The sequence below is a fragment of the Brevibacterium sp. Lmc1 genome (genome assembly GCF_057654315.1).
On record NZ_CM172803.1, the window covers coordinates 714581 to 739431 of the forward strand.

At 63.1% G+C, this 24851-nt stretch carries 20 protein-coding genes; 11 read left to right on the plus strand and 9 right to left on the minus strand.

Going from position 1 to position 24851, the window contains the following annotated elements; all coding sequences use genetic code 11:
- Positions 1 to 47: 47 nt before the first annotated feature.
- A complete protein-coding gene (locus AC239G_RS03075) occupies positions 48 to 1853 on the plus strand; it encodes an ABC transporter family substrate-binding protein (protein WP_487489777.1) in 1806 nt (601 codons plus the stop codon).
- 65 nt (positions 1854 to 1918) lie between these two features.
- Here AC239G_RS03075 and AC239G_RS03080 read toward each other — a convergent pair whose 3' ends face one another.
- Together AC239G_RS03080 and AC239G_RS03085 are read right to left on the minus strand one after the other, a co-directional pair.
- A complete protein-coding gene (locus AC239G_RS03080) occupies positions 1919 to 3607 on the minus strand; it encodes a DUF885 domain-containing protein (protein WP_487489778.1) in 1689 nt (562 codons plus the stop codon).
- A 193-nt stretch (positions 3608 to 3800) separates the two neighbouring features.
- On the minus strand, positions 3801 to 4688 hold the full coding sequence (locus AC239G_RS03085) for a YceI family protein (protein ID WP_139906874.1): 888 nt from the start codon (positions 4686 to 4688) through the stop codon (positions 3801 to 3803).
- Between the two features lie 161 nt (positions 4689 to 4849).
- Here AC239G_RS03085 and AC239G_RS03090 point away from each other — a divergent pair, with 161 nt between their 5' ends.
- On the plus strand, positions 4850 to 6109 hold the full coding sequence (locus tag AC239G_RS03090) for an IS30 family transposase (protein ID WP_487489779.1): 1260 nt from the start codon (positions 4850 to 4852) through the stop codon (positions 6107 to 6109).
- A gap of 145 nt (positions 6110 to 6254) precedes the next feature.
- Here AC239G_RS03090 and AC239G_RS03095 read toward each other — a convergent pair whose 3' ends face one another.
- Positions 6255 to 7448, minus strand: a complete 1194-nt coding sequence (locus AC239G_RS03095; protein ID WP_487489780.1) for a YbfB/YjiJ family MFS transporter — start codon at positions 7446 to 7448, stop codon at positions 6255 to 6257.
- A 387-nt stretch (positions 7449 to 7835) separates the two neighbouring features.
- Here AC239G_RS03095 and AC239G_RS03100 point away from each other — a divergent pair, with 387 nt between their 5' ends.
- The gene (locus AC239G_RS03100) at positions 7836 to 9287 is read left to right on the plus strand and encodes a hypothetical protein (protein ID WP_487489781.1); all 1452 of its coding nucleotides are present in this window, start codon (positions 7836 to 7838) and stop codon (positions 9285 to 9287) included.
- Positions 9288 to 9312: 25 nt separating this feature from the next.
- Here the strand turns inward: AC239G_RS03100 and AC239G_RS03105 are convergent, their stop codons facing one another.
- Genes AC239G_RS03105 through AC239G_RS03115 form a run of 3 tightly spaced genes read right to left on the minus strand, consistent with a single transcriptional unit; the run spans position 9313 to position 12432 of the window.
- Positions 9313 to 9966: a GntR family transcriptional regulator gene (locus AC239G_RS03105; protein ID WP_487489782.1), complete on the minus strand. Its 654-nt coding sequence runs from the start codon at positions 9964 to 9966 to the stop codon at positions 9313 to 9315.
- Positions 9959 to 10948 (minus strand): ornithine cyclodeaminase family protein, encoded by a 990-nt coding sequence (locus tag AC239G_RS03110; protein WP_487489783.1) that lies wholly within the window; start codon positions 10946 to 10948, stop codon positions 9959 to 9961. Before AC239G_RS03110 ends, AC239G_RS03105 begins: the two co-directional genes overlap by 8 nt.
- Positions 10942 to 12432 carry a chlorohydrolase family protein gene (locus AC239G_RS03115; protein ID WP_487489784.1) on the minus strand — a complete coding sequence of 497 codons (1491 nt, stop codon included), beginning with the start codon at positions 12430 to 12432 and terminating at the stop codon, positions 10942 to 10944. The genes AC239G_RS03110 and AC239G_RS03115 overlap by 7 nt, the downstream gene beginning before the upstream one ends.
- Between AC239G_RS03115 and AC239G_RS03120 the strand changes: the two genes are divergently transcribed.
- Together AC239G_RS03120 and AC239G_RS03125 are read left to right on the plus strand one after the other, a co-directional pair.
- Entirely contained in the window at positions 12384 to 13982 is a 1599-nt protein-coding gene (locus tag AC239G_RS03120) for a DUF3100 domain-containing protein (protein ID WP_487489785.1), read from the plus strand. The two genes, AC239G_RS03115 and AC239G_RS03120, sit on opposite strands and share 49 nt — an antisense overlap.
- 84 nt (positions 13983 to 14066) lie before the next feature.
- Entirely contained in the window at positions 14067 to 15275 is a 1209-nt protein-coding gene (locus AC239G_RS03125) for an amidohydrolase family protein (protein WP_487489786.1), read from the plus strand.
- A gap of 145 nt (positions 15276 to 15420) precedes the next feature.
- Here AC239G_RS03125 and chcB1 read toward each other — a convergent pair whose 3' ends face one another.
- Positions 15421 to 16209, minus strand: coding sequence for a trans-4-hydroxycyclohexanecarboxylate dehydrogenase (gene chcB1, locus AC239G_RS03130; protein ID WP_487489787.1), 789 nt, complete (start codon positions 16207 to 16209; stop codon positions 15421 to 15423).
- Between the two features lie 121 nt (positions 16210 to 16330).
- Here chcB1 and AC239G_RS03135 point away from each other — a divergent pair, with 121 nt between their 5' ends.
- From AC239G_RS03135 to chcB2, 6 genes are all read left to right on the plus strand, one after another.
- On the plus strand, positions 16331 to 17116 hold the full coding sequence (locus AC239G_RS03135; protein ID WP_487489788.1) for an IclR family transcriptional regulator: 786 nt from the start codon (positions 16331 to 16333) through the stop codon (positions 17114 to 17116).
- Positions 17117 to 17302: 186 nt separating this feature from the next.
- On the plus strand, positions 17303 to 18997 hold the full coding sequence (gene chcC1 / locus AC239G_RS03140; protein ID WP_487489789.1) for a 4-oxocyclohexanecarboxylate 2-dehydrogenase: 1695 nt from the start codon (positions 17303 to 17305) through the stop codon (positions 18995 to 18997).
- Positions 18994 to 19284 (plus strand): Dabb family protein, encoded by a 291-nt coding sequence (locus tag AC239G_RS03145; protein ID WP_152349036.1) that lies wholly within the window; start codon positions 18994 to 18996, stop codon positions 19282 to 19284. The genes chcC1 and AC239G_RS03145 overlap by 4 nt, the downstream gene beginning before the upstream one ends.
- 19 nt (positions 19285 to 19303) lie before the next feature.
- Entirely contained in the window at positions 19304 to 20686 is a 1383-nt protein-coding gene (locus AC239G_RS03150; protein ID WP_487489790.1) for an MFS transporter, read from the plus strand.
- 35 nt (positions 20687 to 20721) lie between these two features.
- The gene (gene chcC2, locus AC239G_RS03155) at positions 20722 to 22491 is read left to right on the plus strand and encodes a 4-oxocyclohex-2-ene-1-carboxylate 5-dehydrogenase (RefSeq protein ID WP_487489791.1); all 1770 of its coding nucleotides are present in this window, start codon (positions 20722 to 20724) and stop codon (positions 22489 to 22491) included.
- The gene (gene chcB2 / locus AC239G_RS03160) at positions 22488 to 23276 is read left to right on the plus strand and encodes a cis-4-hydroxycyclohexanecarboxylate dehydrogenase (protein WP_487489792.1); all 789 of its coding nucleotides are present in this window, start codon (positions 22488 to 22490) and stop codon (positions 23274 to 23276) included. Before chcC2 ends, chcB2 begins: the two co-directional genes overlap by 4 nt.
- Positions 23277 to 23425: 149 nt before the next feature.
- Here chcB2 and AC239G_RS03165 read toward each other — a convergent pair whose 3' ends face one another.
- Both AC239G_RS03165 and AC239G_RS03170 read right to left on the minus strand, forming a co-directional pair.
- Entirely contained in the window at positions 23426 to 24103 is a 678-nt protein-coding gene (locus tag AC239G_RS03165) for an RES family NAD+ phosphorylase (protein ID WP_487489793.1), read from the minus strand.
- 53 nt (positions 24104 to 24156) lie between these two features.
- The gene (locus AC239G_RS03170) at positions 24157 to 24768 is read right to left on the minus strand and encodes a hypothetical protein (RefSeq protein ID WP_420095212.1); all 612 of its coding nucleotides are present in this window, start codon (positions 24766 to 24768) and stop codon (positions 24157 to 24159) included.
- Between the last annotated feature and the right edge of the window lie 83 nt (positions 24769 to 24851).

The window sequence follows — 24851 nt, forward strand, 5'->3', positions numbered from 1 at the left end:
CCAGATCTGCTCCACCCACAGAAGATCACAATGAAACAGAGGACAATGTGAAGAAGCATTTCATCGCCGGCAGTCTCGCCGCTGCGACGGCGATCGCCATCACCGGATGCACTCCTCCGGGAGGCGCTGATGACAAATCAGGCAGTGGCGGATCGGTGCTCAACATCGGATGGAACGAAGCCTTCCGGTCGATGAACGATATGACGATGGACGGCAACGCCGTCGCCAACACCATCGTCGCCTATATGAGCAATGACAACTTCAAGTACTACGACGATGAGCTCGAACTGCACGATGGTGCCCTCGGTGAAGTGGAGAAGGTCTCCGACGACCCGCTGAAGGTGAAGTACACGTTCGGTGAGGACGCGAACTGGTCGGACGGGACTCCGGTCGACGCTGCAGACCTCGCCCTGACCTGGGCGGCGCGTTCCCAGCACTTCAACACCGTCGATGACAACCGAGACGATGAAGGCACGCTGAAGGACAATCCCGAGGGCACGGTCTTCTTCGACTCCTCGGCCGTGGGCGCTCCGCTGATCGACGACTTCCCCGAGATCAGCGAGGACGGCAAAGCAGTGACGTTCACGTACTCGGAGCCGTTCGCCGACTGGGAGACCGAATTCGGGCTCGGAGCCTACGGTTCTGGAGTGCCTGCGCACATCGTGGCGAAGAATGCTCTGGGCACCACGGACCCGCAGGAGGGCAAGGACGCAATCCTCGAGGCGATCGAAACCGGCGACAAGACTGCTCTGTCGAAGATCTCGAACTTCTGGAACACCGGTTTCGACTTCACCTCGATGCCGGAGAACAAAGACCTTCTCGTCCACAACGGACCCTATGAGATCACCGACTTCGAAGAGGGGCAGTACCTCACACTGTCTCGCGACGAAGACTACACCGGATCGGTCGAACCCAAGATCGACACGGTGACGATCCGCTACAACGGCGACCCGATGGCCATGGTTCAGGCGATCGAGAACGGGGAGGTCGACCTGACCCAGCCGCAGTCGACGGCTGATGTCCTCTCCGCCGCTGAGAAGCTTGAGGATGTGTCGATCCTGCCCGGCGAAGACGCCACGTTCGAACATGTCGACCTCACGTTCGACAACAACGGTCCCTTCGACCCGGCCAGCTATGGCGGGGACGAGGATGCGGCGCTCAAGGTCCGTCAGGCATTCCTCAAGACGCTGCCGCGCCAGGAGATCGTCGACCGTCTCATCAAACCTCTCAACGAAGAGGCCGAGGTACGGGATTCGTTCAACCAGGCTCCTGACTCGCCGCTGTACGACGACATCGTCGCCGAGTCCGGAATCTCGGACTACGACGAGGTCGACATCGATGGAGCGAAGAAGCTGCTGGACGAAGCCGGTGCCCAGGCACCGAGCGTGCGCTTCCTCTACGACAACACGAATGCCAGACGGTCCCAACTGTTCGCGCTGATCAAGGAATCAGCAGAGAAGGCCGGTTTCAAAGTCGAAGACGCCGGTGACGTCAACTGGGGGACCCGCCTCGGCGATGGAACCTACGATGCCTCGCTGTTCGGGTGGGCGCTTTCCACAACGGCGGTGACGGAATCGGACTCCTATTACCGCAAGGGCGCGCTGAACAACTACAGCGGGTACGACAACAAGGATCTGACGAAGACGCTCGATGAGATGCTGGTGACCATCGACCCGGATAAGCAGGCTTCTTTGGCCGGAGACGTCGAGAAGCAGCTCGTCGATGATGCCTTCGGGCTGACGCTCTTCCAGCACCCGTCTCTGACGATCCACGGGGACAAGGTCTCGAACGTATCGACCACGACGCTCGACCCGTCGATGTTCTGGAACTACTGGGAGTGGGAGACCAAATAAGTTCGCAACGGTCTGCCGGGAGGGGGCGCTGGTGAGACACACCCCTTCCCGGCGGCGGACCGTACTCAGCGCAGCAGCGCCCGTCGGAGCGGATCGAGCCCGATCGACCCGAGGTTCAGTGCGCGACTGTGGAATTCTCTGAGGTCGAATCCCGTGCCTGCAGCGGCGCGTGATTCGTCTCTGATGTCCTCCCACAGTCGCTGACCGATCTTGTAGCTCGGAGCCTGCCCGGGCCAACCGAGGTATCGGTCGAGTTCGAACGCGAGGAAGGTCCGGTCCATGGCCACGTTCTGTGTGAGGAATTCCCACGCCTTAGCGCGGTCCCAGGTTCCACCGCCGAGGTGGGCCGGGGCTTTGAGGCCGAGATGGAAGCCGATGTCGACGATCACCCGTGAGGTGCGCAGCCGCTGGGAGTCGAGCATGCCCAGGTAGTCGCCGGGTTCGTCGAGGAACCCGAGTTCGGCCATGAGACGTTCGGCGTAGAGGGCCCAGCCCTCACCGTGGCCGGAGACCCAGCAGACGTGCCGCCGCCACTTGTTCAGCGAATCGGCGAGATAGGACGCCTGCCCCATCTGCAGATGATGGCCCGGAACGCCTTCGTGGTAAACCGTGGTCTTCTCCTGCCACGTGGCAAATTCAGTGACGCTGTCGGGCACCGACCACCACATCCGGCCCGGACGGCTGAAGTCCTCGCTGGGCTGAGAATAGTAGACCGCTCCGGTGGCCGAGGGAGCGATCATGCACTCGATGGTCCGCAGCGGTTCCGGAATGTCGAAGTGGGTCTTGCCGAGTTCGGTGATCGCTTCGTCGGCGACCGTCTGCATCCACTCCTGAAGAGCCTGCGTGCCGTGGAGAGCGCGCTGCGGATCGCTGTCGAGTCGGGCCATGAGCTCGAAGAGTTCGACGTTCGGGTCGATGCGGGCTGCGGTCTGCTTCTGTTCGGCATCGATGGCGGCCAGTTCTTCGAGGGCCCAATCGTACGTCTCTTCCAGATCGACCTCGGCGCCGAGGAACTCACGTGAGAGCAGTGCATAGTCGTCGCGACCGCAGGCTTCATTCTCCGGTGCATGCTGGGTCAGTTCGGTGCGGAGGAAATGGGCGAGGCCGCCGAAGGCCGCTCTGGCGGATTGGACGTGAGAGGTCAGTTCGCGGGCGAGGGTTTCGCCGGTGGCGCTGGTGGCCTCGTTGGCAATCGTGGTGAAGCGGCTGTCTGCCTGACCGAGCGCATCTGCCTGGTCGGCAACTCGCTCAATCTGGAGGCGTGCGGGCACTCGGCCGAGCTGGTCCCGCGCATATCGAAGTGATTCCCGGTAGCCGTCGATCGAGCGCGGCAGCGCGGCCATGGTCTTTGAGATCGTTTCCCAACCTGCCGCGGAGTCGGTGGGCAGCAGGTCGAAGATGTCCCGCATCTGCTGCACGGGCGATTCGATGACGTTGAGGACAGTGTGCTGCAGGCCGGCGTCGAAGAGGGCCGTGGCGGTGCCCAGACGTTCGCGCATCGCATCGATGGTGACAAGGTCGGTGACATCCAGGCTGTTCGTCGCAAGACCGTCGGCCTCCGCAGCATCGACCTTGGCCAGGGTGCGAGAGCGTAGGTCGTTGGCGGCTTTCAGTCCCTCGGGGGAGTAGTCGTCGAAGCCGTGAGGGTTCTCGGTTCCGAGGAACAGCGAGATCGACGGGGAGAGGACGGTCAGCTCTTCGAAGTAGGCATCGGCGAGGGCATCGATAGCCGAAGGGTTTCTGCGGGATGTCATGAGGAGACTCTATCCACGAAGTGAAGCGCTCGCCGGGTTGGCCACAGTCCGACATAGGGAGCCCAAGAGAGTCTGCTTCAGGACTGTGCGCTCGGGTAATCGTGGCCTTCGGCAACGCGTTGAGTGCCTCTTCCGACGCGGTTACAGCGAGTGGTGTGGTCTTCGTTCTGACGGTATCCCAGTCGGTTGGTTCTCAGCGGAGGCCGAAGAGCTTTCCGAACGTGCTTCCGGACGTCTGATCACCCGACTGCTTGGTCTCAGGTGCCTTTTCTGTCGGCTTGTCAGCGTGAGTTTCGGCTGGCTTGACCGGTGGCGGGGGAGGGAACTCCGTACCGGCCGGTTCCGCATTCGGGGCCACCGATGCTGCGCTCTCCGGGGCCTTCGGCGCGGGTGGGGCAGTCTCGTCGGCTGCCGGGGTCGGGGTCACCGATTCAGGAGCCTCGGGGGCGGAGGACGCCTCGGCGGTAGGTTCCGGTGTCTTGGTGGGGGCCGCGTCCTCATCGATGGTCTCGGACGAATCGGCGGGGGCCGCCTCGTAGAGGTTCTTGATAAGGGACAGCTCGAACTCGAGCGTGATCTTGTCGCTGACGAGCACGCCACCGGAATCGAGCTTCGTATTCCAGGTCACGCCCCAGTCCCTGCGGTCGATGCGACGCGAGCCCTCGAGGCCTGCGCGCAGGTTGCCGAACGGGTCGGTGTCCACGCCGATGAGCTCGAGCGGAACGGACACAGTCTTCGTCATGTCACGTATCGTCAGCTCACCGGTGACGATGTAGGAGCCTTCGTCGACCTCATCGATAGCGGAGGAGACGAAGCGGATCTCCGGGTAGGTCTCCACGTCGAAGAAGTCCGCCGAGCGCAGGTGCTCATCGCGGCCCTCGCTGCGGGTGTCGACGCTCGCGGTCTGGATGATGACCTCGGCCTTCGAGTCGGCGAGATCCTCGGCGATGTCGGCGAAGCCGGAGACATCATTGAACGCTCCGCGCACACGCGACACCATGGCGTGGCGAGTGGAGAATCCCAGTCGAGAATGTGAGGGATCGATGTCCCAATGACCTGTGATCCCAGGAGTCTCTGTCATGGGGGATAGCTCCTTCGGTTCCTCCGCGCTCCTCTGGGGAGGCTGTCGTAGTCGGTGTGCTTGTTCGCAGATCGGGTGGGCGGTTTCTAGGTTCTAGTGCAACACCCGGTCTGACCAGCACTATCAGACCGGGTGTTTCCACTGAACGAAGGAACACCCCCATGACCACGCACTACAGACGTCCACGGCTGCCCTTCCACGTCCTCGACGAACTCTTCTGGCTCCTCCTCGAAGGCAGACCACGATCAGCGATCGCTGACCACCTCGGCATCAACCTCAACACCGTCACCCGGTGGGCGCGGCGACTCGGCCTGCCCAAAGGCAGGACCGGCAGAATACTGTCCATGCCGACCACCATCGTTGCTGCCCCGGCACCACCACGACCACCTGCCTACCGCCACCTGACGATCGCCGACCGAATGACGATCCAGGCTGGCCTGCAATCAGATCCGCCATTGTCGATGAGAACCATCGCGACTCAACTCGGTGTTGCTCCGTCAACCGTGTCCCGAGAGATCCGCCGCAACCGACTCATCCAATACGACAGAATCAGCCCACACCCGGTCTACAGTGCCGCCGGCGCCCACGGCCGCACCTATGCCCGACAGGCACGCAAGAAACACCGTCGCACACGTCTCGAGGATCCGTGGCTGCGGGCTCACGTGATCAACGGGCTCAACGACAAGTGCTCGCCCGAACAGGTCGCCGGTAGGCTTCGGCGTGACTACCCTGACCGGAAGGACCTGCACGTGAGCCACGAAACGGTCTACCAAGCTCTCTACGTCCAAGGACGCGGATCCCTGCGTCACGAGCTGGCCGTGGTCAAAGCCCTCCGATCGGGACAGACGGGAAGGAAGCCACAGTCGAAGCTGCCGCGTCGGTCCAACCGTCCCTGGCTCGATGGTGCCTTGTTGACCGACCGTCCCTCACAAGCTGCCGACCGCACTGTTCCTGGCCACTGGGAGGGTGATCTCGTCGTCGATTCCCACGCCGGTGGCCTGGTGACCGTCTTCGAACGCCGGTCCCGGTTCTCCTTGATCCGGAAACTGCCGAACAACCGCGAATCGGTCACCGTCACCGGACTAGTCCAGGACATGATCGCTTCCCTGCCGGAAGCGTTGTTCTCGACTCTCACGTGGGACCAGGGTCAGGAGATGGCTGAGCATCTGCGGATCACTGTCGCCACCGATTGCCAGGTGTACTTCTGCGACCCGCACTCACCCTGGCAACGACCGACGAATGAGAACTCCAACGGTCTCGTTCGGGACTACTACCCGAAGGGCACGGTCTTCGATGAGTCGGTTACTGACGAGGAGATCCAGGCGATGCAGGATCAGCTCAACCGCAGGCCGCGGAAGGTCCTCGGGTTCGCGACCCCGGCCGAGGTCCTGGCTGATCTGTTGCATGAGCAGGTAGTCTGAGACCAGCCCACTGTTGCACTAGAACACTGAGCCCACCGTGATCATTGACTGAGCAATCGCCTACGTAGTCTTACACGGGCGGTCGGGTGTGTGCCACCTCGGTGCGGGCTGGTGAGGCGATGGCGGCGTCCTGCGGTGGGTCGCATCACCGGTCGACGTTGCCGGTGAGGACACCGACCAAGGTCAGTGCCATGGCGATGGCCAAGGCGATCGCCGAGGCGATGAATGCGGCGGCGATGTGCTCGCTCAGGGCCGCCGCGACGATGGCCGGTCCGACGATCTGACCGATGCTGTACCAAGAGGTCAGCTTCGCCGAGGCGTTCGCGACACCCATCTGAGTGCCGACGCCGATCGTCATCATGACCACACCGATGAAGGTGAAGCCGAAGAGGGCGGCGGCGATGATGAGGACGATCGGTGAGGATCCGAAGACCGCGAGCAGGGCGCCGAAGACCTGGAGGCAATAGCAGACGGTCAATGCTTTGACCGCGCCGATGCGGGCGGCGACCGCTGACCACGTCAGGGGAGAGGCCGCTGTTGCGATCCCGGCGATGAGCCACGTCGAGGCAGCCGCGGTCGCACCGAAGACAGGGTCGGCGAGCACGACGAGGTAGGTGCCGATGATGATGTAGCCACCGCCTTGGAAGAAGTAGCCGGTGGAGAGGATCGCCATGGCTCGTCGACGATTGGCCTCGAAGGGGGTGGCCGCCTCGGCGGGGGAGTGATCGGTGATTGTCTCCGTCGGGTCGGCCGCCTCGGTGGGGGTGGTGTTCTGTGGGATCCGGGCGGGGATCGGCCAGGTCCAGGCGATGATAGAGAAGATCGCGGACACGGCCGCGCAGATGAGCCACAGCTGGCGCCAGTCGGCGACATTGCCGGCGATCAACACGATGGCTCCGGAGACGAGGATGCCGAAGCCGACTCCGCCGTAGGAGATGCCGCCGTCGCGCGGTTTGCGGGAGTTCGCGGGAATCCGTTGGGTCACGCATACGAAGATCAGCCCCGAGGCGATGCCGGCGATCGTGCGGATGCCGCCCTGCCAGATGAGGTTCGGGGTCAGGGCGACCGCGGCGAGGCCGAGTGTGGAGACGATGAGGCTGATGCGGTAGACAAAGCGGTTGGGTTCGACCCAGCCTTGGGCGATGACGAGCGTGCCGATGAAGTAGCCGACGTAGTTCAGGGTCGCGATCCAGGCGCCGGGGGCGGAGTCCCAGTGGAGGGCGGCGACCATGAGCGGTAAGGCCGGGGTGTAGAAGAATCGGCCCATGCCCATCGCCACCGAGAGGCCGAGCGCCCCGCGAACGGGGGTGAAGGAGGGCCTGGCGATGCTATCGGGCATGGCGGTTCCTCTCCTCGGGTGGGCTCAGGTGGCGTGATCTCCAGCACTACGATGCCATGGCCGCGGGGCGGGTGCCTCGGCGGGAGGGGATTCGGACAGGATGGTCTGTAGTGGTGGGGCGGGGCGGCGTCGCGGGTTGGTGCGGTGGGGGTGTCTCGAAAGGGACTGTGGAAGTTGTTGATTCTGCAGGGACAGGGCAGAGTTATTGGCGTGAACCTCAGAAGGAGTATCCAGGGTGGCGTGGTGGCGCTCGCCCTCGTTCTGTCGGGGTGTTCGTGGTTCGATTCGGACGATTCGTCGTCCTCGAGCCAGTCCCCGGAGCCGAGCCCTACTCCGACTGAATTCGAGCAGTCGTTTGCCGGTGCGATCTCCGGAGACGATGCGGTGGTGACTGCATCCACCGACCGAACTGGCCCGGGCCTCACAGCAGACAATATCGGAATCTCGTTCGAAGCCACCGATTTGGCAGACCCCCGACTCGATCCGGCGAATTCCAACCTCGATGAGCAGCTGAAGTCGCTCGGGTCGCCGGCGCTCCGGTTCGGCGGCAATGCCCTCGACCGGAGGACGTTCTGGACGTCGAAGGGAGAGAAGCCGAAGCACGGTGAGAAGGTCACCGTCACCCCTGATGACCTCAAGCGGCTGAAGAAGCTCGTCGACGTCACCGGTTCGTCGGTCACCATCGGCATTCCTCTGGGCACCTACGATCCGAAACGCGGAGCGGACATGGCCGCGTATGCGGTCGACATCCTCGGCGATTCTCTTGTCGGTCTGGCGATCGGCAACGAACCGAACGGGTACACCGTCAAGGATGTGCCCAGCGGTGCCGTGCGCGGCAAGGGATGGAACAAGGACAAATACGTGGAGCAGCTTGAGGCGTATGCGAAGGCCATTCATGCGAAACGCCCCGATGCGCCGATCATCGGCCCCGATGTCTACGACGGGGCATGGATGGAGGCTTTCGCGGATTCGGACGTGAAGAAGAAGGCCGCGATCTCCCAGCACTGGTATCAGCTCTACGAATGCGACTCTTCGACGGTGCCCGGTCGCGGCCCGCAGGCGGCGAACCTCATCGATTCCTTGGCGAAGAAGGCGGCGAAGAAGAACCTCGGCATCGGGAAATCGAAGGCTGACGCTGCGGATTTGCCGCTGTGGCTCGAAGAGACCGGGCCGACGAGCTGCCCGGGCACGAATGACACCTCGCTGACGAACGCCTCGGCGTTGTGGGCTGCCGACTACACGATGTATGCGGCGACGCTCGGGGTCGAGCGGATGGCCATGCATTCGATGCTCGGGGCGTGCAATGGGGGAGCGCCGATGTCGCTCATCTGCGACCCGGCCGATCACGGGGACCGGTCGAACGAGTTTCAGGTGAGGCCGAACATGCTCGGGCTGCGGCTGCTCGTACCCAGCCTCGGCGGGCATTTCACTCGGACTTCGGTATCTGGGGGCGGGAACATGAGCGCCTACACCGTGGTCAAGAACGAGGGCCGCACCTTGGTGACGACGGTGATCAACGCGAACGACGCAGCCTCAGTGGGCGGGAATTCGGTGACGATGGCGATGCCTTCGGGATTCAGCGTTTCGTCGGCGTCTCAGGTTTATGGGGAGTCCAATGATGTGAAGAACGCGACCCAGGTGGTGCCGACGAATCCGCTACCTGATGAGGTGCCGTTCAGTGGGGATGGGGCGGCGTCGTCTACGGGTGGGGCTTCGGCGTCGAGCTCGTCTGGCGGTTCGAGTTCGCCGGAGGCCGAGGGCGGCATGGGCGACGACGGAAAGCTGCGGATCGACCTGGTCGGGAGCTCGGTGACGGTTTTTGTGATGCGCAAAGGGTGAGCGCTGGAAAGGCTAGGGCACGCCGTCAGCGCTGGTCGGCGATGACATCCAGCGACGGCTGACGGCCCGATTCCACATGCGCGAGCATGTATGCGGCAGCCACCCGTTCCTGACCCGAGCGAATCGAATCGTAGATCTGCTGATGCTCGTGACACTGGATCTCCGCGCTGCGGTCGGCGGTCTGAGCGAAGAGCCACCGTGTTCGCGCCAGCACCGGAGCCATCGAATCGGTGATCATCTGGTGCCGGGTAGCACGCACCAGCTCGGTGTGGAACTCGGAATTCGCCAGCAGGATCGCTTGCGGATCAGCCGAAGCCGTGGCATCCAGTGCTCGCTCCATGGCGCGGTCGAACCCGTCGTGCGGCTGACCCTCGCGGTACCGACGCGCTGCCGTTCCTGCAGCCAAGGGTTCGAGAGCGGTTCTCAGGTCGAAAAGCTCTTCGACGTCCTGAGCCGACATTTCGCGCACCACGGCACCGCGTCGCGGTTGGATTGTGACGAACCCCTGAAACTCAAGATTCCGCAAAGCCTCACGCACGGGCACACGTGAGACACCGAGGTCGACGGAGAGTTCGCGTTCACGCAGCCGGAACCCGGGCTCATAGCGACCCGAGATGATTCCGTCGCGAACCGCGACCTCAGCCTGTTCGGTCAGACTCCCCGGTTGGGAATCAGGCATCGAGATCCACGACCGTTCCGGCGCTCGCCGCCTCCGCAGCCTTCAGGACGATGCTGACGACGGCTGTGTCCTGCAGACCGACGCCGACGGAATTGTAGAGAGTGATGTCGTCCGGAGTCCGACGACCGACGACCTCGCCGCGCAGGACACTGCTGAGTTCCGCAACGACTTCAGGCAATCGCCCGTCTTCTCCTCTGGCCAGCAGATAATCGCCGGACTCGTGAGCCACGGTGTCGAGGTGATCGACGAAGACACGACTGCGGGCGAAGGCATCCGCGTCGACTTCTCGATCTGTCGGCCGTGGGCGGGCACCGACGACATTGATGTGCTGCCCGGGCCGCAGCCACGCTCCCTTGACTATGGGCGTCACGCTCGGTGTCAGTGTGCAGATGATGTCTCCGCGAGCGATGACGTCTTCGGGTGAGGACGCGGAGGAGACTCTGGGCATGGTGTCATCATTCCAGACTTTCTCCAGTTGGGCATGGAACCGCTGCACGGATTCCCGCGTCCTGCTCCACACGACCACGGCGTCGAGGGGCCGGACCCGATGGACTGCTCGAACATGTTCGACAGCTAAGGCGCCGGCTCCGATGAGACCGAGCACTGACGCCTCCGGACGGGCGAGAGCATCGGTGGCAACGGCAGAGACACCGGCGGTGCGTACGCGGGTGGGTACACCCCCGTGCAGAATGGCTGTCACCGCACCGGTACTGGGGTCGATGACGGTGATGGCCGAACGCTGTGAGGGGAGTCCTCGCGAAGCATTCTTCGGGCTGTCCATGAGGGTCTTGCTGGTGACGATGCCTGCGTCGAGGTCAGCGCCCAGCATGGGAACGTACGCCGAATCGTCTTCCAACCGCATGGCGTTGGGAGCCACGGTCAGTGCACTGTCACCCTGCCGACTCAGGGTCTCTCGCAGAGAGTCGATCGTCGCATCGGTGTCGACCAAGGATTCGAGATCGGAACGGGTGAGGATCAGCACGAGGGCTCCAATGGAAATGTCGGTGGAAATATTTCGTCGGCCGAGCGGCCTCGCGGATCGCGAACGGCATATCCTTCGCGCAGTTTCTCGAAGATCGCCTGTGCCTCGGCTTTGAGGCTGTCGAGATCGATCCCGGGGATCTTCCCGTCCCGCATGATCGTCCGCCCCTCGACCATGGAGAACACTGCGTTACGTCCGGTGCCGGCCAGGACCAGCGTGCGAAGCGGGTCATCGTGGACGCCGTCGCGGAAGTCGTCGAGCGAGAACGCGCTGAAGTCCGCTGTTGCGCCAGGTTCGATGGTGCCGAGGTCCGGGCGTTTGAGCGCGGCTGCGCCGCCGGTCGTCGCGGCGTTGATGTATTGGGCCATATCGGCCGAGCCGTACCCGTATTGGGCTTTCGCGGCGTGCACACCGACATCGATTCCTCGGATGAGATCCGGTGGGAACGAATCAGTGCCCATCGCCATCGTGATTCCTGCTGCGTTGTAGTCGCTGAGTGTGTGCAAGACATCGCCGTAGCGGAACGTTGTCAACGGGCAGTGGATCACGCTGGCGCCGGCTGCGGCGAGTCGGCGCAGGTCTGCGGAGTCTGCGGCGTTTGTCTCCAGCCCGCCCAGGCTCGGATGGCGGTCCGTCCACAGGGCATGCGGTATGAGAAGGCGCTCATTGAGCAGACCGACGTGCTCGATCAGCTGCAGCGGGGTCAGGTCGCTGCGTTGTCGGATGAGTTCACGCTCCCAGCCTTGCTGCAGGCTGTGGAGGCGCACCAGAAGACTGCGCTTTTCTGCCTCTGCGGCAGTTGCGCGGAGGAGCTCATCGCTCATCGTCTCTATGCGGCACGGCAGAAGGACCGGATTGACGAGAGGGTCTGCTGCAGCAATGATCTCGTCTGCAAACTCGAGAGCCTGTTCGAAGCCGGCCTCACCCAGGTCTTTATCGTCGACCAGGACTCGTGAGGTCCGGCCGCCCGAATCCGGGGCAGCCGCGACAACGGATGACCGGTAGGACGGGCCGAGCCAACCCCGCAGCCCCAGCTGTGTGGAGATGCGGGCCATTTCTCGCAGTTCGTCTGCATCTTCACCCCATTCGAGGTGGACCTCGGAGGCGATGGGCATATAGCTGGTGATCCCGTGCAGAGCGAGTTGGACCAGGCCGAAAGTGCGAAGCGTTGTGCGTTCCGTCGGCGTGAGAACGCCTGTGCGGCGAGACTGCCAGTGTTCGATGGAACCCGACAGCAGGAGTGCATCCTCTGGGGAATGCCAGGAATCGAGCAGCAGGTGGTCGATGTCGACCAGGGCATCAAGGTCGATGAGCCCCGGGAACAGAACCGCGTCTCCGAGATCGATGACGTTCGCCGCTGACGGCTGGGTGTGGGAGACGTCGACGATCGTCCGGTCTCGGACATGGACGAAGCCATCTCTCACCCAGTGCCGCTGTGCTCCCGAGCCTGCCAGGATGTGCCGTGCGCGAATTGAAAATTCCATACTCTAGGTATACCAGATGTGGTGTGACTCTTGTGACGGACCTCCAGCTGTGCAATGATTCATGCGGAACAAGCGGAATTCTTTTCGCGCCGCTCAAGTCGATTGGTATACAAATGACAAGGTCGTCATCATCTGTTTCAAGTTTTGACACTCCTTCTTCTGTGCCCGAGAAGGCAACGCTGAAGAGTTGGATCGTCTCCGTCGGACTCGGTTTTGCCATCTCGCTGGTCGCCATTCTCATCGGTGAGCACACCATCAAGATCGGGCCGGCGGCAATCGTGCTGTTTCCGATCATCTGGGCAGTCCTCATCGGTGCGATAGTCGGGCTCCAGCGGATTCTTCCCATCACCGGCAAGATTCGCGCGGTCGGTGAACCGCAGATTCGGATTGGAATCGTTCTCTTCCTCGCTCTTCTGGGGATGGGTATCGGCCCGTCGATCGGCGAGGTCTCCAACCTCGGGCCTGCGATCCTGTTGCAGGAAGTCGGCCATATTTTCGGCACGGTCATCATCGCGCTGCCGATCGCGGTGGGACTGCGCATGGGGCGGTCAGCGATCGGCGCGAGCTGGTCTGTTGACCGGGAGTCCTTCTTGGCTTTCGCCATCGAACGCTTCGGCACTCGCTCGCCTGAGTACAGAGGCGTCTTCGGCGTGTGGATCTTCGGATCCCTGTTCGGTGCGCTCTACATCTCGCTCGTCGCCGGGCTGCTGGGCAGCCTCGATATCCTTCATCCTCTGGCGCTCGCCTTAGGTCTCGGCCTTGGGTCGTCATCGATGATGTTGGGAGGTGTCGGCGCGCTGTCGGTCCTCTACCCCGAACAGGCAACAGAGATCATGGCTTTGGCGGGACTGTCGAACCTCGTCACCAATATCGTCGGATTCTATGCCGGAGTGTTTCTCTCACTGCCGCTGGCACGGAAGCTGTACCTCTTCTGGGCCAAGGTCTGGAGACGTCCCGCGGCCGAGGTCGAGGAGGCAAAGCTGGTTGCCCGAGGCGCTGTGCCCGAGGGCGATGCCTCGCAGCTGAGCGGAGGCCGCCGGAAAGCTGTCGCCATGAGCGCTGACCGCGATGGCGAGACTGCTCAAGCCGAATGGACTCATTCGGATCCGCCCGAACCGAAGGGGTGGAAAGTCTCGCTGTTCGTCTATGCCAGTGCTGGGGTGCTCGGGCTTGTGCTCAATGCGGTCGGCACCGGTGCATTCGAACCTCGGCAACTGCTCGGCACCGCCTTCCTCCTGGCCCTGACCGCGTTATCGTTCCAACTGGCACGCTGGGTCCCGGCGATTCCGGCCAGCGTCTGGGTACTGGGCATAGCCACGATCGTCAGCGCTCCCTTCATGCCGTTCGCTGAAACATTCGTCGGTCTGGTCGACGGGATGGACGTCATGCTGTTCGGCCTCTTGCAGCTGGCGCTCATAGGGCTGAGCCTGGGTCGTGACGTCGGGGCCATCAAGCAGCTTAGCTGGCGCGTCGTCGTCGTAGCTCTCATCACTCTGACCAGTTCGTTTGTCGTCGCTGCTGTGCTCGCTCAGACAGTGATGCATCTCTGACCACCGCTCACGCCCGACGGGAGCCTGTCCACCCCCCCCCGAACAGTCACCATAGATCGTCACCACTCGACCAAAGGGAGTCATATGACCACCGTGAAAAACGTCCGCATCTTCGCCCGCCGCCACGATGACGATGCTGTCGACATAGAGGTCGCTGATGGCCGGATCAAGGCGATCATCCCGACCGAAGAGTTGGGGCCGTCGAAACTGCTGCTGCCGAGTCTCGGCGATGTCCATGCCCATCTCGATTCGAACCGCATGGGCCAACAGTTCCGCCCGCACACCGCCGACGGCACCCTGCACGGCTACATCATGAACGACCGTGCCAACTGGCGGAACGGGGAGCGCAGTGTGCGCAACCAGGCCAGCTTCGCCATTGCTACCATCGTGGCGTCCGGCGGTACGCGGATCCGCTCGCACACGCAGATCGATTCGGACTGCCTGCTGGAGCGCTTCAGCGGTGTTCGGGATGCCTTGGCCGCATACGGCGATGTCCTCGATTCGCAGATCGTTGCATTTCCTCAAGCTGGAATTGTGAGAGAAAAAGGCGTCAAGGACCTGTTGGACGCCGCACTGAGTGAGGGAGCCGACCTGGTTGGTGGCCTTGACCCGGTGCAGTACGACCGGGATCCCAAGACGCACCTCGACATCGTCTTCGAACTCGCGGAAAAGCATGGCAAGGGAGTCGACATCCACCTTCACGAGGGAGGCACCGCTGGAATCTATTCATTCGAGGAGATCGCTCACAGGACAAAGACATTGGGGCTCGAGGGAAAGGTGACCATTTCGCATGCCTTCGCCCTGAACACGAATCCCGAAACCGAAGTCCGCAAGCTGGTCGAACTCATCGCAGATGCCGGGATTTCGGTGACGACGGTCGCCCCGCAGAAGGGCAGCCTGCCGCAGAGCATCCTCGGTGAACATAGTGTCGCCATCGGCCTCGGCGAGGATGGGCAACGTGACTACTGGAGCCCGTATGGAGACGGCGATCTGCTTCGTCGGACCTGGCAGCTGGCATTCACCAATGGTTTCCGTCGAGACGATGCGATCGAGCACTGCTTCGACATCGCGTCCAGGGGTGGTGCACAGGTCATGGCCGGACAGCGGCCCGACGGAACAGAACTCATCGACGATGCGCAATTCGGGCTGGCCGTCGGTGCACCTGCGGACTTCATCGTCCTCGATTCCGACAGTGTCACTGCGGCCATCATGGATACTCCAAGGGAACGGGACGTTTACAAAGGCGGTCAGCTTGTCGCTAGCAGTGGCAAGGTGCTTGGCGGCGTTCGGTAAAGACCGTCTTAACCACCAAGGGTGCCGGCATCCTCATCATGAGGAGGTCGGCACCCTTGGTGGTGCGGAGCGCCCGTCGGTCAGCTCACGGCGACCTTTTCGCCTCCAGCGGGCGAGCTGCCTCGGGGGCGTTGACGGTGAAATTCTATGAGTCGGCACGGAGGTTGTTCCCGGCGGTCTCACCGCCGTCGATGGCGATCGCCGCTCCGTTGACGAACCGGGACTCATCGCTGGCCAGGTAGAGGACGAGGCTGCTGATCTCTTCGACCTCGGCCGCTCGCCCGGTCGGCACCTGGCCCAGTCCTCGCTTGAGCCCTGCGGTCAGGGGCGTGCTCACCGAACCTGGGTGGATCGAGTTCACCCGAATCCCGTACCCGCCCAGGTCCAGAGCGGACGTCTTGGTGAGACCTTGGACGCCCCACTTCGCTGCGGCATAGGCGGCCCGGTGTTTGAACCCGACGAGGCCGGCGATGGATGAGACGTTGATGATTGAAGCTGTGGACTGCTTCATCAATTCGCAAGTGGCGGCCTTCATGCCGTAGAACGTGCCGGTGAGATCGATGTCGATCGTCCGATGCCAGTCGTCGACCTCGGCGTCGAGCACTGAACCCGGGGTATAGATTCCGGCGTTGTTGACGAGCACATCGAGGCGGCCGAACGTTTTCACGCAGGTCTCGATGGCGAGCCGCCATGACTCGAGATCAGTAACATCAAGTCGGACGCTGGCAGCGGCCCTGTGCCCCTCGGTCTCATTGATCTCCTCGGCGAGCGACGCAGCGGTGGACTCCTGCAGGTCGCCGATGACGACCTGGGCGCCTTCGGATGCGAGCACCCTGGCATGAGAAGCGCCCATGCCCTGGGCTGCTCCTGAAATGAAGACGACTTTGCCGGAAACGCGTCCGTTGGGTGAAGTTGTGCTCTGTGAATCAGCCATGGTCACAGGCTAGATACGGTGCGACGAGGATTCATGAGGCTGTTTCATTCAACGGATCACAGAATGGATAGTGGGCGACTGTCGGGTTCAATTATTCTTGGCTCAACCAATGGAGGTGCCAGTGGCGAACTCGTCGTCGGGAGAATCGGTCATCCATCGTGCCGTGCGGATCCTCTCCGTGTTCGGTCCGAGGGCGCAGAGCCGAGGCTTACGAGAAATAGCGCGTGAAGCCGACCTGCCGGTGAGCACGGTCCACAGGATCCTCAACGAACTCGAAGTCGAGGGTCTTGTCAGCCGCGACCAATCGGGTCGTTGGACGCATGGCAACCGACTATGGGAAATCGCCTCTCGAGGAGCCGAGGCCTCTGACCTCCGCAAGGCGGCGTTGCCGCCGATGGAGGACGTCGTCCAAGCGCTCCAGGTGCACATTTCGCTGTCGGTGCTCGACGGAACTGATGCGCTCTATGTCGAACGGCTCGCTCCCGATGAATTCGTCGTCAATATCACCGAGGTGGCCGGCCGTCTTCCCGCCCACGCCTGTTCCGCCGGGCTGATGCTCACCGCATTCGGGCCCACAGAACAGCAGGAGCTCATGCTCCGCCGTCGGCTCGACAAACTCACCGAAAACACCATCACCGATCCCCACGAGCTGCGCGCACTCTTCGCCCGCATCCGCCAACAGGGCTACGCGGCCATGGAAGGCATCATCGTTCCCGAATCCAGCGGCATCTCCGTGCCGGTCTATGGTCGCGGGGGAGAGGTCATCGCCGCACTGACAGTTATTCGCCACCGCGGACAAGAGGACCTCAACGTGATCGTCCCGCAGCTGCGATTCGCCTCCCGTGCGACCAGTCGACGCCTCGGTGTTGTCCTTGACTCACACCGGGTCCGCCGACTGATGGGGTGAACCCTGCGGCCGCCTCGGCGCCTGATTCGAGGCACCGCCTCCTCCGTGTTCGAGCGGAATTGCCCTGATCGGTGCCGTACCGATGAATTGAACACCCCGCTTCGTTCAACGGAACAACCTCTGCCTTGGCTCGCCGATGTCGACAAATCTGTCCCCAAGCCCACATCAGAGAGGAGTGGAGGCACAATGCGAATACTCAACGCAGATAACGCGCATCATTCACACACCCACGACTACGACGTCGTCGTCGTAGGTTCCGGAGCCAGTTCACTGACCGCGGCGGCGACGGCCGCTGACGAGGGACTCAAGGTTCTCGTCCTCGAGAAGTCGAACCTCCTCGGCGGAACATCGGCGGTCTCCGGCGGAATGCTGTGGATCGTCGCCAACGACTACGCCCGAGAAGCCGGAATCACCGATTCCATCAGCGCGGGCCGCACCTACACCGAGGCAGTAGCCCGAGGACGCGGACGATCGGAGCTGCTCGACGCGGCACTCAACCACGGAGTCGATATGCTCCGCTTCGCCGAAGCCGAACTGGGCCTGGAATTCCTATTCCTCGACGATTTCCCCGATTACCGCCAGGATCTGCCTGGAGCTGCTGCCGGGGGACGCACCATCGAACCGGGACTCTTCAACGCCCGCGAGAGCCTCGGCGAACTGTTCGACCACATCCGCACCGACGGCCGTCTGCCATTCAGCATGCAGGAGTACGAACGGTGGGGAGCCTTCACCAGATTCCCCTGGGACGAACTCGAACGCCGCCGCAAACAGGGGTACGCCGCCAAAGGCCACGCACTCGTGTCCATGCTCGTGACCGCCTGCGCTCGCCGTGGAGTCACCTTCGCCGTCGACGCACGAGTCGATCACCTGACCACCGAGGGCGAACGCGTCACCGGCGTCGTCCTCGACGACGGAACCGCGTACATAGCGAAAACGGGTGTGATGCTGGGAACCGGCGGATTCGAATGGGACAAAGGCCTTGCCGATTCTCTGCTGGCCTCGCGCCTGTACACTCAGTGCTCGCCTCCGACCAACACCGGTGACGGACTGAAGATGGCCCAGCGCATCGGCGCGACCGTCCGCGGCACCCGCGAAGCCTGGTGGGCGCCGATGTCCGTGACCGGCACCCTGCGCGACGGCGAACCCGTGGGCACACTGCTGCGGTTCGAACGGCAAGGGCCCGGATCGATCATGATCAACCGGCATGGAAAGCGCTTCGCCAACGAATCCCAGAACTACAACGACCTCGCCCGAGTCCTCCAGTCCTGGGACTCGGCGAACAACCAGACCCTCAACACCCCCGCCTACGTCGTCTTCGACCAGTCCTACCTCGACCGTTACGGAGTGCTCGATCACCGAGCCGGTGACCCGCTGCCCGACTACCTCACAGTCGCGGACACTCTCGCCGGCCTCGCCGAGGCGCTCGACGTGCCGGCCGAGAACCTCGAGTCCACGGTCACCCGATTCAACGGCCAGGCCGAACGCGGCATCGACGAGGACTTCGGGCGCGGCGAATCCGCCTACGACCGGTACTGGGGCGACGACGACAACGCGTGGCCGAACCCGTCACTGGCGCCGCTCGAAAGCGGACCGTATTACGCAATGCCCGTCGTCAACGGAGCCTTCGGCACCTGCGGCGGCCTCGCCACCGACGGCAATGGTCGCGTGCTCGACCCCGACCTCGTGCCAATCCATGGCCTCTTCGCAGCCGGCAACGTCACCGAATCGCCGTATGCCGCCGGATACCCCGGAGCCGGGGCCACGCTCGGACCGCTCATGACCATGGCCTATCTGGCAGGCCGGACGATGACCGGGCAGGATGCCGCCTACCGCGCTCCCAGAGAGCAGACCCGGCACCTCGCCGAGGCGGTCGCCGGATGATCCGCCATATCGTCATGTTCCGCTGGAAGCCGACCTTCACCGACGAGATCCGGGAGCAATGGGTCGCCGGTCTCGAAAGACTGCCCGACGAGGTCCCAGGCCTCATCTCCCTCAGCCACGGTCCCGATGTTCTGCACACCGCGAAGTCATGGGACCACGTGATCATCGCCGACTTCGCTGCCAAGGAAGACATCGACGTCTACAACTCCCATCCAGCTCATGAAGCCATCAAGCCGTTCTCGCTGCCCAACGTCGAGCAGCTGGCCTACGTGGACTTCGAGCTCTGATGCCGAAAGGCGATACCTCATGACCAAGTCCCTCTCACACGATGCCCACGCCGAAGTGGAAGTGCGCAAGACCCCAGGCAAGGCGGCGTTGGCTGCCTTCATGGGCTCGACCATGGAATACTACGACTTCTTCATCTACGGGACCGCGGCCGCGCTGGTCTTTCCCAAGCTGTTCTTCCCCACGGAGGACCCGGCTCTGGGCACCGTTGCCGCCTTCGCGACGTTCGGCGTCGCGTATGTGGCCCGCCCGCTCGGCGGTCTCGTCCTCGGACACTTCGGCGACCGCCTCGGTCGCCGCAACGTCCTCCTCATCGTCCTGCTCATCATGGGGCTGGCCTCGCTCGGCGTCGGACTGCTGCCGACCTACGGGACGGTGGGCATCATCGCTCCGATCCTCCTCGTCGTCTGCCGATTGGCGCAGGGCTTCTCCGCCGGAGCGGAGTCCTCCGGCGCCTCATCCCTGACCATCGAACACTCGCCCGAAGGCCGCCGCGGCTTCTTCACCTCCTTCGTCATGAACGGCTACGCCGCCGGCATGGTGCTCTCCACCGTCATGTTCATCCCGGTCACGGCACTGCCCGAAGAAGCGATGATGACGTGGGGCTGGAGGGTCCCGTTCTGGCTCTCGGCAGTCGTCCTCGTCATCGCGTTCTGGATCCGCCGTCGCCTCGACGAGACTCCCGAATTCGAAGCGAAGCAGGAAGAGGGCGCGGTCAAGAAGCTCCCGGCCAAGGACGTGCTGCGCTACCAGGGACTCGACGTTCTGCGGGTTGTGGGAATGTCGATCTTCATGGTGATGCAGACGCTCTTCACCGTCTTCGGTCTCTCCTACGCGACGACCACAGGACACTTCGAGCAGGCACAGATCCTCACGATCAACGCTGTCTCCATCGGACTCTCGATGCTTGTCATGCCTCTCGCCGGAGCGCTGAGCGACCGATGGGGACGCCGCCCTCTGCTGATCGTATCCATCATCGGCACTGCGGTGACCTTCTTCCTCTACTTCATGGCGCTGAGTTCGGGCAGCGTCTGGCTCGTCGCCCTCGCCTCGTTCGCGTTCATGACGATCATGTACTCGACCTTCAACGGCATCTGGACCTCGTACTTCGGGGAGCTCTTCGCCACCCCCGTCCGCTACTCCGGTATGGCCATGGGCAACCAACTCGGGCTCGTTGTCGCCGGATTCGGCCCCTCGATCGCCGGAATGATGATGGGCGACGGCGTGCACGGGTGGGTTCCTGTGGCCGTCTTCGGCGCGATCTGCTCGGCGATCGCCCTCGTCGCGTGCATCAGCGCCAGGGAAACGGCGCACGTTCCGATCAACCGCCTCGGTGAGCCCTATCTGCGGGCCACCGGCGAATGGGACGACCGTCCCGTGTCGGCTCCGGCCGCAACCCTCTGATCCGTCACAAGCAACACAGAAGGAGAACTCACTCCATGACTTCCACCTCCCACCCCGACCTCACCGATGGTGCCGATGCGATCTGCGACGTGCTCGTCGTCGGTTCCGGAGCCTCGGGCCTGGCCACCGCGATCACCGCGGCCCACCAGGGTCTCAACGTCATCGTTGCCGAACAGGCACCGCACTTCGGCGGGACCACCGCGATCTCGGCGGGATGGGCCTGGGTGCCCGGCAACCCCAAGGGAGCGGAACGCACCGAGGACACCCGCGAAGAAGCTGAAACTTATCTGCGGGCATTGTCTCCGGGCACCTTCGACTCGTCACGGGTTTCCGACTTCCTCGACACCGTGCCCGAGGCGATCACGTTCTTCGAGGACAACACCGAGGTCAACTTCGTCTACCCGGAAAAGGCTCCTGACTATCAGATGGACCTTCCCGGCGCTCGCATCGGGGGCCGCGCCATCCTCCCCGACGATGCGGACGTGCGGATGCTGGGGGACAGGCGCAAGGAGCTGCAGCCGTATCTGTCGTCCTATACGGTGTTCGGCTACATGCCTCAGGTGGGGCCGGATCTCAACGAGTTCTTCCACTCGAATCAGTCGGTGAAGTCCTTTACCTATGTTGCTCGCAAGCTGCTGAAGACGTGGGCCGACAAGGCCGTGTCCCAGCAGCCGCTGAAGCGGACGAACGGTTCGGCGCTGATCACCCGCATGGTCGCTTCGGCGCTCAAGCTCGGGGTGCGGATCTGGACGTCGACCCCAGTTGATCGCCTCATCCAGGACGGGAACGGCGAGGTGATCGGTGCGGAGCTGTCGGGCAAGAATGCGGGCACTGTACGCGCTCGCCTCGGTGTGGTGCTCGCCGGAGGCGGATTCACCGGCAACGAGGCGCTGCGGACGAAGTACTTCCCCCACGACCCGAACGGTGACAACCACTTCACCCCGACGCAGGGACACAATGGGACGTCGGCGGAAATGGCCATCGGCGCCGGGGGCTACATCAACAACGATGTCTTCACTCCGGGTTCGTGGGCTCCGGTGACGGTGTTCAAACACCTCGACGGGCGGCAGAGGCTGTTCCCGCACCTGCGGCAGATCGGCCTGCCGGGCATGATCACCGTCGACTCCGAGGGCAGACGGTTCGGCAATGAGGCACTGAGCTATCACGACTTCGGGCGAGCCATGCTCGACCACGAGAAGGGCGCTCGGCACACCGAAGCCTGGGTCATCGCCGACGAGAAATGCATGCACAAGTACGGGATCGGCTATGCCAAGCCGTGGCCGATCCCGCGCAAGTACTTCTACGACACGGGATACCTCATCCGCGGTGGAAGCCTCGAGGAGCTGGCCGAGAAACTCGGAGTGCCTGCCGAGAACTTGCGGAGCACGGTGGAGAGCTTCAACGAAGGGGCTCGGGTCGGCGAGGATCCGGAATTCGGGCGCGGGTCGACGGCTTACAACCATTTCCGGGGCGACCCTGAGCACAAGCCGAATCCCAATCTGGCTCCTCTGGATAAGGCTCCCTACTATGCGGCGAAGGTGCAGATGGGTGATCTCGGATCCTTTGCCGGGTTGCAGACGGACGGGCATTCGGGCGTCGTGCGGGAGGACGGCACGACGATTCCCGGACTGTACTCCGTGGGCGCCTCGGCGGTGTCGGCCTTTGGTGGGGGGTACCCTGGCTATGGGTCGCATATCGGCCCCGCGCTGGTCTTCGGTTACCGGATGGGTCGGGACATCGCCGATCTCGCAGCCGAGAACGGCGGCCTGAGTGCTGCTGCCCGTGCCGAGCAGGTGCGGTCGTGACCGCAGCGGGGCTGGCGACGGAGGCCGCCTCAGAGCGCACACAGACGTTTGAAGGGCGTACCGCTGTCGTCACCGGGGCCGCCTCGGGGATCGGCGCGGCGATCGCGGAGATGCTCGCTCGCCGAGGGGCGAAGGTGATGATCGGTGACATCTCCGTTCAAGCTCAGCAACGAGCGGATGACCTGGCCGCGGATGGCCTGCAGGTTGCCGCGATTCCGACTGATGCCTCGAGCGAGGAGGATGTTGAGGCGCTCATGGACCACGCGTCGACAACCTTCGGTGGGCTCGACATCCTCGTTGCGAATGCGGGGATCGCAGAACCGAAGGCGCCGATCGATGACCTCGACGTTGCCCGGTGGCGGCAGATCATCGACATCAATCTCACGGGCACCGCACTGTGCTTCAAGCACGCTCTTCGGCGTATGAGGTCAGTCGGTTCCGGGTCGATCGTGGCCGTGTCGTCGATCCTCGGGTTGGTCGGTCAGGCGCGGTCGACTTCGTATTCCGCGTCGAAGGCGGCGATCGTCAACCTCGTCCGTTCGACCGGGCTGACCTATGCGCCGGATGGGATCAGGGTCAACGCGGTCGCTCCGGGGTACGTCGATACTCCTCTGGTTGCGGGACTCGACGAGTCCGTGCGAGGGAAGATGGTCGAACGCATGCCCAACGGTCGACTTGGGACTCCCGAAGAGGTCGCCGAGGTGGTGTGCTTCCTTGCCTCGGACGCAGCCTCCTTCGTCAACGCCGCCACATGGCCGGTCGACGGGGGATACGTCGCTCAGTGACTGGTTCCGTATGGGCTTCTTGCGACAACTTGGCTGCCTCGGCGATACGAACCACTGTGGGTGCCGGCGTCCTGAGGATGATGGCATCGACACCCGCGGTGGTTGTGGTGTCCAAGGGTGAGCGGCCTGCTTGGTCACTTTGGCCGTCATTAATCCCAATAGTCCACGACGGACACACCGAGTCGGTCGAGCAGCGTATCGAGTTGTACTCGTCCTTCACCTTCGTAAAGGGAGCCGATGGAGTCCCGTCCCGGGTTGAGACGGAATGCGTCTCGGCCCCGAGACAGACGCTCTTCGAAGAGAACAACGACGGGCGCTCGGGGCAATCGACTGACCTCTACCTGACGGGAATGCCAGATGATGCCACTGAAGTTCTGAGGCGAAGCATGGATGGCTTGGGCGACAGTGCGAGTGCAGGGGTAGTGCTGACTAGGGCTGGACGAGATCGCCATCCGCTTCAGTCCAAGGTCATCCAACTGCGGATCACGAAGGTCGGCAACCTTCATCTCTTCCGAGGCGAGCAGTTCGACGTGCAGAAGCCCGTGGAAGCTTTCCTCCTCAGCCTCCGGAATGCCGTCCACGTCGACATCCCGAAGGCTTCCTTCGAGGAGGGCAGCCTCAGGTGTTTCGGCCAGGTAGATAGCAGCAACACGGTTCCCGCCCAATTCGGAGTCGAACGGGGAGAATCGTGCGTTGCCGAACCCAGGGTTGAACTCCGTACGTCCAAACCGGGAGTCATAAACGCGACTCCAGGCTGTGTCTGCGGCGATGGTCGTCGACGGCAGCTGGCCCTTGCGGGCAAGGTCAGTCAGTGCGCCGATCGCCACCGTGCACGTAGACGGCTCCGGACAGGTCAGGGCCTCGGGTTTGAACGCGCGACTCATGCGCCGGCTGGGAAGTCGAGGTCATCGATGTGAACCTTGACCGAGTTTTCAACCACCTCTGGTTTCTCGTGGACCAGCTTGGCGGGGATCCGCCCACTGAGCAGTCCAGTGGGCCGAGTACTCCATGCCCAGATTGCCCACGGTCGGACGCCGGCCTTGAGCAGCGGTTGGACGATGGTGATGCTGACCGCCTTGTCGAGGTCGCCTTCGTCGTCGAGCTGAAACGCGGGTACGAGGACTCGCCCTTGTGCCTCGACGGTGAATAGCCTCTGTTCGTGGCGCTGGCGCGATACCCACTGACGTGCGGCTTTCTCGTTGGAGCCGCGCATGTCAGCCACGGTCGAGTAAGTGGCCGCACCTTCACTCTCGAGGAGCCGCTTGCGAATCTCACCACTGCGGACCGCCTGGCGCTGAGTCGCTCCAGAAACGATCTGCGCATTGTCGACATAGTCCTGATCGATGTGCTTTCGCAGCGTGGCGCGACCGGAGACCCGGAGCCGTTTGCGCTGTTTGTAGAGTCGGATGGCGTCTTGAACTTCGTGTGGACTCAGCCCTTCGAAATCCACCTGCTCATCCTGGGCCATAGGTTGATGCGCCTGTGCAGTCATAGCAACCTCCTACTTCTGCTCTCCAGTGTAGCACTTGTGAAATTCCGGCGGCAGGTTATTCAATTGCTACATTTCGCCGTCAA

Excerpts from the sequence above, each read along its gene's own strand:
- AC239G_RS03125 (WP_487489786.1), top strand. The coding sequence starts at position 14,067 with ATGACCACCGTGAAAAACGTCCGCATCTTCGCCCGCCGCCACGATGAC.
- AC239G_RS03105 (WP_487489782.1), bottom strand. The coding sequence starts at position 9,966 with ATGCCTGATTCCCAACCGGGGAGTCTGACCGAACAGGCTGAGGTCGCG.
- chcB1 (WP_487489787.1), bottom strand. The coding sequence starts at position 16,209 with ATGGCTGATTCACAGAGCACAACTTCACCCAACGGACGCGTTTCCGGC.
- AC239G_RS03170 (WP_420095212.1), bottom strand. The coding sequence starts at position 24,768 with ATGACTGCACAGGCGCATCAACCTATGGCCCAGGATGAGCAGGTGGAT.
- AC239G_RS03080 (WP_487489778.1), bottom strand. The coding sequence starts at position 3,607 with ATGACATCCCGCAGAAACCCTTCGGCTATCGATGCCCTCGCCGATGCC.
- AC239G_RS03115 (WP_487489784.1), bottom strand. The coding sequence starts at position 12,432 with ATGGAATTTTCAATTCGCGCACGGCACATCCTGGCAGGCTCGGGAGCA.
- AC239G_RS03150 (WP_487489790.1), top strand. The coding sequence starts at position 19,304 with ATGACCAAGTCCCTCTCACACGATGCCCACGCCGAAGTGGAAGTGCGC.
- chcC1 (WP_487489789.1), top strand. The coding sequence starts at position 17,303 with ATGCGAATACTCAACGCAGATAACGCGCATCATTCACACACCCACGAC.
- AC239G_RS03090 (WP_487489779.1), top strand. The coding sequence starts at position 4,850 with ATGACCACGCACTACAGACGTCCACGGCTGCCCTTCCACGTCCTCGAC.
- AC239G_RS03085 (WP_139906874.1), bottom strand. The coding sequence starts at position 4,688 with ATGACAGAGACTCCTGGGATCACAGGTCATTGGGACATCGATCCCTCA.
- AC239G_RS03095 (WP_487489780.1), bottom strand. The coding sequence starts at position 7,448 with ATGCCCGATAGCATCGCCAGGCCCTCCTTCACCCCCGTTCGCGGGGCG.
- AC239G_RS03145 (WP_152349036.1), top strand. The coding sequence starts at position 18,994 with ATGATCCGCCATATCGTCATGTTCCGCTGGAAGCCGACCTTCACCGAC.
- chcC2 (WP_487489791.1), top strand. The coding sequence starts at position 20,722 with ATGACTTCCACCTCCCACCCCGACCTCACCGATGGTGCCGATGCGATC.